Annotated in this window: 11 protein-coding genes; 7 read left to right on the top strand and 4 right to left on the bottom strand. The window is 71.9% G+C overall.

Annotation, left to right across the window (positions count from 1 at the left end):
* Window positions 1–207 precede the first annotated feature (207 nt).
* From GT030_RS01915 to GT030_RS01935, 5 genes are all read left to right on the top strand, one after another.
* Window positions 208–1,296, top strand: coding sequence for an S-(hydroxymethyl)mycothiol dehydrogenase (locus GT030_RS01915; protein ID WP_161199515.1), 1,089 nt, complete (start codon window positions 208–210; stop codon window positions 1,294–1,296).
* Window positions 1,296–1,925 carry an MBL fold metallo-hydrolase gene (locus GT030_RS01920; RefSeq protein WP_161199516.1) on the top strand — a complete coding sequence of 210 codons (630 nt, stop codon included), beginning with the start codon at window positions 1,296–1,298 and terminating at the stop codon, window positions 1,923–1,925. Before GT030_RS01915 ends, GT030_RS01920 begins: the two co-directional genes overlap by 1 nt.
* Window positions 1,926–2,002: 77 nt before the next feature.
* Entirely contained in the window at window positions 2,003–2,812 is an 810-nt protein-coding gene (locus tag GT030_RS01925; protein WP_161199517.1) for an SDR family NAD(P)-dependent oxidoreductase, read from the top strand.
* A 148-nt stretch (window positions 2,813–2,960) separates the two neighbouring features.
* Window positions 2,961–3,656 (top strand): L,D-transpeptidase, encoded by a 696-nt coding sequence (locus tag GT030_RS01930; RefSeq protein WP_161199518.1) that lies wholly within the window; start codon window positions 2,961–2,963, stop codon window positions 3,654–3,656.
* 134 nt (window positions 3,657–3,790) lie between these two features.
* Window positions 3,791–3,976, top strand: a complete 186-nt coding sequence (locus tag GT030_RS01935; protein ID WP_086696398.1) for a hypothetical protein — start codon at window positions 3,791–3,793, stop codon at window positions 3,974–3,976.
* Between the two features lie 124 nt (window positions 3,977–4,100).
* On the opposite strand, the gene GT030_RS01940 is transcribed toward GT030_RS01935, so the two are convergent.
* The gene (locus GT030_RS01940) at window positions 4,101–5,474 is read right to left on the bottom strand and encodes a S1 family peptidase (protein WP_161199519.1); all 1,374 of its coding nucleotides are present in this window, start codon (window positions 5,472–5,474) and stop codon (window positions 4,101–4,103) included.
* A gap of 136 nt (window positions 5,475–5,610) precedes the next feature.
* The gene (locus GT030_RS01945) at window positions 5,611–6,441 is read right to left on the bottom strand and encodes an SAM-dependent methyltransferase (protein WP_161199520.1); all 831 of its coding nucleotides are present in this window, start codon (window positions 6,439–6,441) and stop codon (window positions 5,611–5,613) included.
* Between the two features lie 141 nt (window positions 6,442–6,582).
* Here GT030_RS01945 and GT030_RS01950 point away from each other — a divergent pair, with 141 nt between their 5' ends.
* A complete protein-coding gene (locus GT030_RS01950) occupies window positions 6,583–6,969 on the top strand; it encodes a PPOX class F420-dependent oxidoreductase (RefSeq protein ID WP_161199521.1) in 387 nt (128 codons plus the stop codon).
* Window positions 6,970–6,982: 13 nt separating this feature from the next.
* Here GT030_RS01950 and GT030_RS01955 read toward each other — a convergent pair whose 3' ends face one another.
* Both GT030_RS01955 and GT030_RS01960 read right to left on the bottom strand, forming a co-directional pair.
* Window positions 6,983–7,387 (bottom strand): zinc ribbon domain-containing protein, encoded by a 405-nt coding sequence (locus GT030_RS01955; RefSeq protein WP_161199522.1) that lies wholly within the window; start codon window positions 7,385–7,387, stop codon window positions 6,983–6,985.
* A gap of 116 nt (window positions 7,388–7,503) precedes the next feature.
* Entirely contained in the window at window positions 7,504–8,235 is a 732-nt protein-coding gene (locus GT030_RS01960) for a TetR family transcriptional regulator (protein WP_161199523.1), read from the bottom strand.
* Window positions 8,236–8,400: 165 nt separating this feature from the next.
* Here GT030_RS01960 and GT030_RS01965 point away from each other — a divergent pair.
* Window positions 8,401–9,249: hypothetical protein (locus GT030_RS01965; protein ID WP_161199524.1), on the top strand; the 849-nt coding region annotated here is incomplete at its 3' end.

Below are 9,249 nucleotides of genomic sequence, written 5' to 3' on the forward strand. Positions count from 1 at the left end.
GCCCTTCGGGCGACGACGCGAATGGTCAGACAGGACCTAGGCCCGCGCCGGATCTGAACAGCCGTACCCGTGAGGGCCGTCCATGACCGGGCGGCCCTCGCTCGTGCCGGGAAACGCGCTGGTCCACGCCCCTCACGGAGCCTTCCCGCAGGCCCCCGGTGGCGTAGGGTCGGCACGATAGGAACACCGACGGAAAGGGGCCTGACCATGGCGCAGGAAGTACGCGGCGTCGTCGCACCGGGGAAGGACGAGCCGGTACGGATCGAGACGATCGTGATCCCCGATCCGGGCCCCGGCGAGGCCGTCGTGGACATCCAGGCGTGCGGGGTCTGCCACACCGATCTGCACTACAAGCAGGGCGGCATCTCCGACGACTACCCCTTCCTGCTCGGCCACGAGGCCGCCGGTGTCGTGGAGTCGGTGGGGGAGGGCGTCACCGACGTCGCGCCCGGTGACTTCGTGATCCTCAACTGGCGTGCGGTGTGCGGCCATTGCCGGGCCTGTCTGCGCGGCCGTCCCTGGTACTGCTTCAACACCCACAACGCGAAGCAGAAGATGACCCTCGCCTCCACCGGCCAGGAGCTCACCCCCGCCCTCGGCATCGGCGCCTTCGCCGAGAAGACGCTCGTCGCGGCCGGCCAGTGCACCAAGGTCGACCCCAAGGTCTCCCCGGCCGTCGCGGGGCTGCTCGGCTGCGGTGTCATGGCGGGCATCGGCGCGGCCATCAACACCGGCAACGTCGGCCGGGGCGACTCCGTCGCCGTCATCGGCTGCGGCGGCGTCGGGGACGCGGCCATCGCCGGGGCCGCGCTGGCCGGGGCCGTGAAGATCATCGCTGTCGACATCAACGACCGCAAGCTTGAGAAGGCGCGCACGCTGGGCGCCACCCACACGGTCAACTCCAAGGAGACCGACCCGGTCGAGGCGATCCGCGAAATCACCGGCGGCTTCGGCGCCGACGTGGTGATCGACGCGGTCGGCCGCCCGGAGACCTACCGGCAGGCGTTCTACGCCCGCGACCTGGCCGGCACCGTCGTCCTGGTCGGCGTGCCCACCCCGGAGATGAAGCTGGAACTGCCCCTGCTGGACGTGTTCGGCCGCGGCGGCTCCCTCAAGTCGTCCTGGTACGGCGACTGTCTGCCCTCGCGGGACTTCCCCGCGCTGATCGACCTGCACCTCCAGGGGCGCCTCCCGCTGGACGCGTTCGTCACGGAGACCATCCAACTGGACCAGGTGGAGCAGGCGTTCGAGCGGATGCAGCACGGCGACGTGCTGCGGTCGGTGGTGGAGTTCTGATGACCGCCCGCATCGAACGCCTCGTCACCTCCGGCCAGTTCACCCTCGACGGGGGGAGCTGGGACGTCGACAACAACGTGTGGATCGTCGGCGACGACCACGAGGCCGTCGTCATCGACCCCGCGCACGACGCCGAGGCCATCCGCGAAGCCGTGGGCGACCGACGGCTCACCGCGATCGTGTGCACCCACGCGCACAACGACCATGTCAACGCGGCCCCCGCCCTCGCCGACCTGACCGGCGCGAGCATCTGGCTCCACCCGGACGACCTGCCGCTCTGGCGGCTCACCCACCCCGACCGCGAGCCCGACGAGCACCTGGTCGACGGCCAGGTGCTGGAGGCCGCCGGAGCCGATCTGACGGTGCTGCACACGCCCGGTCACGCCCCCGGCGCCGTCTGCCTCTACGACCCCGGTCTGGGAGCGGTGTTCAGCGGTGACACCCTCTTCCAGGGCGGCCCCGGCGCCACCGGGCGGTCGTACTCGCACTTCCCGACGATCATCGACTCGATCCGGGACCGGCTGCTCACCCTCCCCCCGGAGACGAGGGTGCTCACCGGCCACGGCGACCCCACGACGATCGGCGAGGAGTCGGGCCACCTCCAGGAGTGGATCGAGCGGGGTCACTGATCCGCACCGCCTGAGCGGGGACCGCCGCGACCGCACAGCCCCTGTCGCGGCGGTCCCCGCTGCCCTACCGTCGGCCCATGACCGATCTCACCCATCGCTTCACCGGCCACGCGGCCCTCGTCACGGGCGCGGGCCGGGGCATCGGCGCGGCCGTCGCCCGGCGCCTCGCCCAGGAGGGCGCCCGGGTCCTGGTCACCGACCAGGACGCACCCGAGGCCGAGCAGACCGCCGCCTCACTGCGCCAACAGGGGCTCACCGCCGAGGCGTCGGTGTGCGACGTGGCCGACCGGGCCTCGGTGGAGGCGGCCGTGGCCCACGCGGTCGACGCCTTCGGCTCGCTCGACGTGCTGGTGAACTGCGCCGCCCACTGCTCACCGGACGCGGGCGCGAAGTTCGAGGACGACCCGGACGAGTCCTGGGCCCGTGACCTCGACATCACCTTGGGCGGCGTCCGACGCTGCTGCCAGGCCGCGCTGCCCCACCTCGCTGCCTCCGGACGCGGCGCCATCGTGAGCATCGGCTCGGTCAACGGCCTGATGGACTTCGGCAACCACGCCTACAGCGCCGCCAAGGCCGGCCTCGGCTCCCTCACCCGCACCCTCGCCGGCCGCTCGGCCGCCCGCGGGGTCCGGGTCAACCTGGTAGCGCCGGGCACCGTGCGCACCTCCGCCTGGGAGGGCCGCGACGACGACCTGGACGCCGTACGGGACTGCTACCCGCTCGGGCGGGTCGGCGAGCCCGAGGACATCGCGGCGGCCGTCGCCTTCCTGGCCTCCCGTGACGCCGCCTGGATCACCGGCACCACCCTTGTCGTCGACGGCGGCCTCACCTCGGTGCACACCGGGTTCCGGACCGCGATGGACGGCAGCCGCGGCGGGCCGGGGTAAAGTTCACCGTTTCGTCACAGCATGCCGGAAACACAACCATCCGGCCGAGCAGCCGGTCTAGTAGGCCGAAAGCCCCAGGAACCACCGGGGCCGAGCACCCCGGGGGGATGTCCCCGGGACCCGCAGGGGAGAAGGGATGGGGCCGACCATGGGCGACATACGCAGACGGGGAGCCGTCGCACTCGGGGTCGGCGCGCTGGTCGCGCCGCTCACCATCGCCGTCACCGCCACTCCGGCCCAGGCCGCGAGCTGCACCACCAAGGCGGGCCCGTACCAGAAGCAGGTCGAGCGGTTCCTCGGCCGCACGGTGGACGGCAAGCAGTCCTCGGGGGACTGCTCGGCCATCCGCAGCTTCCAGAACAAGCACGGCATCACCCCCAACATCGGCTACGCGGGACCCGTCACCTGGGGTGTGATGGACCTCATGAACCGGCAGAAGGCCGTGGGGAAGAGCCCCAACAAGGACGGCAAGTGTCCGGTGAACAAGGGCCGTATCGCCTGTGTGAACCTCACCCTCCAGCTCAGCTGGGTGCAGGACGGCAAGAAGCTGGTCTACGGCCCCGTCCCGGTACGCACCGGCCGCGACAAGTACGAGACCCGCACCGGCCTGAAGAAGATCTATTGGCGGGACATCGACCACGTCTCCAACCTCTACGACGTGCCGATGCCCTACAGCCAGTTCTTCGATGGCGGCCAGGCGTTCCACTCCGTCGGTCTCAGCATGTGGAACCCGCCGGGCTCCCACGGCTGTGTGAACATGACCACGAAGGACGCGAAGAAGTACTGGTCGCTGCTGAAGAACGGCGACGACGTCTTCGTCTACGGCCGCAAGCCCGGCACCTGAGCCCGGCCCGCGTGCGGACGGGCGGGCGGAGCCGAACTCGCCCTTCCGCACGGCTTCTTGACGTGATGAGCAACACGGTCCGAAATGCCCGAATCGCACGTACTTATTCACGGCGCCTTCACGGGGACCGGCATATGCTTCACACCATGTCCACCACTGCTGAAGCCTCCTGCGGGCGCTCGGCCGCGGAGGTCAACGAGGAGATCCGGGCCCTGTGGCGCCGGTCGGGCGGCATCCTGACCAGCGAGCAGCGCGCGGAGTACCAGCGCCTCGTGATGGAGTGGGCCGCCGCGGCCCCGACGCCGCGCCGCCCGGTCTGACCGGACCCCGCAGAGCCACCGTCGAACCGCCCAGAGGGCATCCGTGACCGGGTGCCCTCGTTTGCCGTGCCCGCCTCCTCGGCCGTGCCCGTCGCCTCCTCGGCCGCGCTGCCTCGGCCCGGGGTCAGCCCCAGGTCGCCGAGTAGTACCGCTGGTACGCCTTGCGGTCCTGCTCGGCGCGGATGTACCGGGTGGCGACCAGCGCGATCACACTGCCCACGATCACCAGCAGTCCAGGGCCGACGTTGCGGGTGTCGGTGAGGCGGGCCAGCAGCGTCTGTCCGTCCACGCCGGTCACCGGCGCCGAGGAGCCGGGGCGGGCCGCGCTCGGCGTCATCCCGGTCTGGCCCGTCTCCGTCGCCGGGGTGGGTGCGGCGCCCTGGGCGCCGGGGGGAGGCGTGGCGGTGATGAGCTTGACGTTCAGCGCGGTGAGCGCCTTGGTCACCGGCTGGAAGAAGGTCGTACCGCCGGTGGTGCAGTCGCCGTTGCCGCCGGAGGTGACGCCGAGGGCGACACCCTCGGAGAACATCGGGCCGCCGCTGTCGCCGGGTTCGGCGCAGACATTGGTCTCGATCAGGCCGGTGACGGTGCCCTCGGGGTAGTTCACGGTCGCGTTGAGCGCGGTCACCTGGCCGTCGTGCAGCCCGCTGGTGCTGCCGCTGCGGAACACCCGCTGGCCCACGGCCGCGTCGCCCGCGCCGGTGATGCGGACGCCCTTGCCGCCGCCGACCGCGACCACGTCGGCGCCCTGTCCGGCCTTGTTGGTGTCGTACTGCACGAGGGAGAAGTCGCCGCCGGGGAAACTGCTGTTGACCGTCGCGCCGAGCTGCCGGGTGCCCTGGCCGTCCGCGAACCAGATGGAGCCGGTCGGCCCGCAGTGCCCGGCGGTGAGGATGAAGTCCCGTTGTCCGTCGGTCACGTTGAATCCGGCCGAGCAGCGGCCGCCGGTCGAGAGGATCGGCTGGGCGCCGTTGAGCCGGGTGGTGAACCTGCCCCCGGTCCGCTGCATCGTCACGAAGTCACCGATGCGCGCGGCGACTTGAGTCATCTTCGTCCAGTCGCCGGACGACACCGTGCGGTCCCCGCTCACCACGATCCGGTTGGTGCGGTAGTCCACCGCCCAGGCGGTGCCCGGCACGCGCGGGGCCGAACGCAGCGCCGCGGTGGCCGACTTCAGCTCGTTCATGCTGTGGCCCACGACCTTGGCCCGGGCTCCCGCCGCGCGTACCTCGGCGGCCGCCCGCTCGTCGGTCACGGCGACGACCGGACGGCCCTGCGCGTCCACCCAGTTGCCCGCCGAGCGGGCCGTGCCGAGCCGTTCCGCGAGTGCCGCGCCCTTGGTCCCGGCCGTACCGGCCGCGCTGAAGGTGGTGGCCGGCGCGGCCGGGGTCTCGCTCGCCATGGCCGCCTGCGCGACCATCCCTCCTCCCAGGAGGAGTCCGCCGACCGCCGCCAGCCGTGTCACTCGCCGGACGACCCGCCGTCGTGCGTGCCTCATGCCAGACTCCCGAACCCCGAGCGCGCACCGCCCGGACGGGCGGCACGGGGCCCTCCGGTCGCGAGCGCCCCCCGTCAGTACGGGCACGGGGCCGGGAGCGTTCACCGGACGGCACGATTCCGCCCGGCCGGCGGGGTCAGTTCTTGCGGGCCACCCCGCCGAACATGGCGACCTCCTCCGGCTCGGTGTCCCCGGTGCCCTCGGGACGCCAGCGCGAGCAGGACACCACGCCCGGCTCCAGCAGCTCCAGGCCGTCGAAGAAGCGGGTGACGTCCTCGGGGGTGCGCTGGGTGAGCTTGGGGGTGCCGTGCTCGTTCCAGAACTTCACCGCCTCGTCCACGTCCGGCATCGAGGGGCTGGTGACGGTGTGCGACAGCACCAGGTAGCTCCCGGCCGGCAGCCGGTCCACCAACTGCCGCACCAGGCGGTACGGGTCCTCGTCGTCGCCGATGAAGATGACCACGCCGAGCAGCATCAGGGCCACCGGCCGGCTGAAGTCCAGCGTCTTCGCCGCGTGCTCGAAGATCGAGTCGATGTTGCGCAGATCCTCGTCGAGGTAGTCCGTACGGCCCTCGGGGGTGCTGGTGAGCAGGGCGCGGGCGTGGGTGAGGACCAGCGGGTCGTTGTCGACGTAGACGACCCGCGTCTCCGGGGCCACGCCCTGCGCGACCTCGTGCGTGTTTTCGGCGGTGGGCAGGCCGGTGCCGATGTCCAGGAACTGCCGGATGCCGAGGTCGCCGACCAGATGACGCACGGCACGGCCCAGGAAGAGGCGGTCGTGGCGGGCGTACTCCCCGATGCCGGGGTGCAGTTGGCGGATCTGGTCGCCGGCCGCGCGGTCGACCTCGTAGTTGTCCTTGCCGCCGAGCCAGTAGTTCCAGATGCGGGCGGTGTGCGGCTGGCCGGTGTTGATGCGGGCGCGCAGGGACACGGCCACGTCGTTGGTGGCGGCCGGGTTGTCGGTCACGGGGGTCAGCTCCTGGGGTGCCTGGGGCGGGAGGTACCGGTCAAGACGCAATCTAGACGCCGCAGTTGCTCCGCGCCGCAGGTCCGCCGCATTGGGGGTGTCCGCGCGCCCCTTGGCGGGCTCCCTCGTAGACTCGGAGTCATGGTCGACGCGCTTGTGTCCCGGCTCGGCTCGGGCAAGTACCTGCTGGTCACCAGCTACCGCAAGGACGGCACTCCGGTGGCCACCCCGGTCTGGGTCGTCCCCGACGGTGACGCCCTCGGCGTCTGGACCGCCGCCGACAGCTACAAGGTCAAGCGCATCCGCCGCCGCGCGGACGTCCTGGTGGGCCCCTGCGACATGCGCGGCCGCCCGACCCGCGCCCCGCACCCCGCGCACGCCGAGATCGCCGACCCCGCCACCACGGCCCGCTACCGCACCCTGATCGCCCACAAGTACGGCCTCGCGGGCCGCCTCACCCTGCTGGGCAGCAGGCTGCGCCGGGGGACCGAGGGCACGGTGGGAATCCGGGTGACGTTTCCGGCCTAGCCGGCCGACCGCCTCAGGTCCACGCCCGGCACGACTCGTCCAGCAGCTGGAAGACCGGTTCGCCGCGTACCGGGTCCTCGGCCGTCGACAGGCGGACTCGGTCGCCGCTGTGGATGCCGATCAGCGGGCCCATGACGCGGCCGCGTACGACGAAGCCCTCGGCGAGTTCGACGAGGGAGACGTTGCGGGCGGCGGGGGTGTTGCGGTGGACGGTGGTGGAGTGGCGGACCGTGCCGATGCCCTCGCTGCGCTCGGTGCGGAGGTCGCTGCCCTGGCAGACCGGACACAGGAGCCGGTGGTACATCGCGGTGCCGCACCAGCCGCAGCGCTGGTACTCGATGGAGTCGGCGGGGCGCTCGGTGAGGAGGCTCGCCGAGCCCGCCACCGGCTGGGCCGTTCCTGCTGAGTGGTGGTACACGCTCGTCAACTCCCTGCACTGGGCCGGAATCCGCTCGTGCCCGATGCCGTGCCACCGTGCACGAGCGACAGCGTATGGCACTCAGTGTCACTCGTAAAGGCACTGCGTACCCTTATTTACCGGCTCGCGCCCCGGGCCGCCTCGAACTGCCGCACCACCTGCCAGAGCGGGGTGTCCCGGCGGGCCACCAGGACCACCACGTCGTCGGGGCGCGGCGACTCGGGCGGGAAGGGAGACGGCGCGGGCCGGGCCGGCGCGTCGGCGAACGCCGTCTGCACGCAGGCCAGTGCGTGGTCCACGGCCGCGTCCGCGTCCCCCTTGCCGTCCGAACGCAGCCAGGAGCGAAGGGCGTTGTTGTGTGCGGCGACCACCGCGGCCGCGATCACGTCCGCGCGCAGCGTGCCGTCCGGCAGCTTTGCGAACCTCCCGCGCAGATACGCGGCGAGTGCCCGCTCGTAGCGCCAGACGACCGACAGTTCGTACGCCCGCAGCCCCGGCACCCGGCGGGTCAGCCGGTAGCGCTGGACCGAGAACGCCGGGTTCTCCGCGTACATGCGCAGCACCAGCCGGGCAGCGTCGCACACCCGCCGCACCGGCTCCTCGTCGCTCTCGCCCGCCGCGAGGAACGCGGTCATGTCGGCGAGGCAGCTCTCGTGGTCGGGGAAGACCACGTCCTCCTTGGAGGGGAAGTAGCGGAAGAACGAACGCCGTCCGACCTCCGCCAGCGCCACGATGTCGTCCACCGTGGTCTGCTCGTAGCCGCGTTCCAGGAAGAGCTGGAAGGCGGCCGCCACCAGGGCGTCCCGCATCGGCGGCTTCGCGGGCGGCGCCGCACTGCTGGTGCTCATGGACGGGAACGTAGCACCCGGCGGCCACCTGTGGCACTGAGTGCAGCCGACAGGGCCCATTGAGGGAACCGAGTGCTCTGTGCGGGCCCGGCGATCATCGTCCACCTGCTGCGACGTAACCTTTCTCCACCCTGTCGGCACCCGGCCCGTACGAGGAGATCCCGTATGCCCTCCGCCCGCCCCCGCCTGCTCTACGTCACCGACCTGGCGTACCCGGCCCGCGGGCGTCGCTACGGCGACGAGGACGTCCTCCTCACCTCCCGGCTGCGCGACCACTTCGATCTCGCCCTGTGCCACCCGAGGGACGCGGCCGCGCTGATGGACGGCTTCGACGCCGTCGTGGTCCGCAACAGCGGGCCCGTGCTGGGCTATCACGCCGAGTACGAGGCGTTCCGTGCCCGCGCCCTGGAGACCGGCGCCCGCGTCTACAACCCGCTGACCGGCAAGGCCGACATGGCCGGCAAGGGGTACCTGCTCGACCTCACCGAGGCCGGACTCCCGGTCATCCCCACCGTCGACCGCGCCGAGGATCTGCACCGGCTGCCCGCCGCCGACCGGTACGTCGTCAAGCCGACCTACGGCGCGGACTCCCTCGGCCTGCGCACCGTCCCGGCGAGCCGCGTGGCCGAGGCCCCGGTGGCGGACGGCTCGGTCCTGGTCCAGCCGCACATCGAATTCGTCCACGAGGTGTCCTTCTACTTCGTGGACGACGACTTCCAGTACGCCCTCTACGCCCCGGACCCCCGCGACCGCTGGGACCTGAAGCCGTACCGGGCGACCGCCGCCGACCTGGAGTTCGCGCGCGGCTTCATCGACTGGAACGGCCTCGGTCACGGCATCCAGCGCGTCGACGCCTGCCGGACCCTGGAGGGCGAGCTGCTCCTGGTCGAGCTGGAGGACCTGAACCCGTACCTCTCCCTGGACGTCCTTCCCGAGGAGGAGCAGGACGCGTTCGTGGGCACGTTCACCGCCTCCCTGAGCCGTTTCGTGCAGGCGGTAGATCCAGACATAGGG

Source organism: Streptomyces sp. SID1328, from assembly GCF_009865595.1.
Lineage (GTDB): Bacteria > Actinomycetota > Actinomycetes > Streptomycetales > Streptomycetaceae > Streptomyces > Streptomyces griseoluteus.

Coding starts and splice junctions, on each gene's coding strand:
- GT030_RS01915 (WP_161199515.1), top strand. CDS start 208: ATGGCGCAGGAAGTACGCGGCGTCGTCGCACCGGGGAAGGACGAGCCG.
- GT030_RS01960 (WP_161199523.1), bottom strand. CDS start 8,235: ATGAGCACCAGCAGTGCGGCGCCGCCCGCGAAGCCGCCGATGCGGGAC.
- GT030_RS01920 (WP_161199516.1), top strand. CDS start 1,296: ATGACCGCCCGCATCGAACGCCTCGTCACCTCCGGCCAGTTCACCCTC.
- GT030_RS01940 (WP_161199519.1), bottom strand. CDS start 5,474: ATGAGGCACGCACGACGGCGGGTCGTCCGGCGAGTGACACGGCTGGCG.
- GT030_RS01950 (WP_161199521.1), top strand. CDS start 6,583: ATGGTCGACGCGCTTGTGTCCCGGCTCGGCTCGGGCAAGTACCTGCTG.
- GT030_RS01925 (WP_161199517.1), top strand. CDS start 2,003: ATGACCGATCTCACCCATCGCTTCACCGGCCACGCGGCCCTCGTCACG.
- GT030_RS01935 (WP_086696398.1), top strand. CDS start 3,791: ATGCTTCACACCATGTCCACCACTGCTGAAGCCTCCTGCGGGCGCTCG.
- GT030_RS01930 (WP_161199518.1), top strand. CDS start 2,961: ATGGGCGACATACGCAGACGGGGAGCCGTCGCACTCGGGGTCGGCGCG.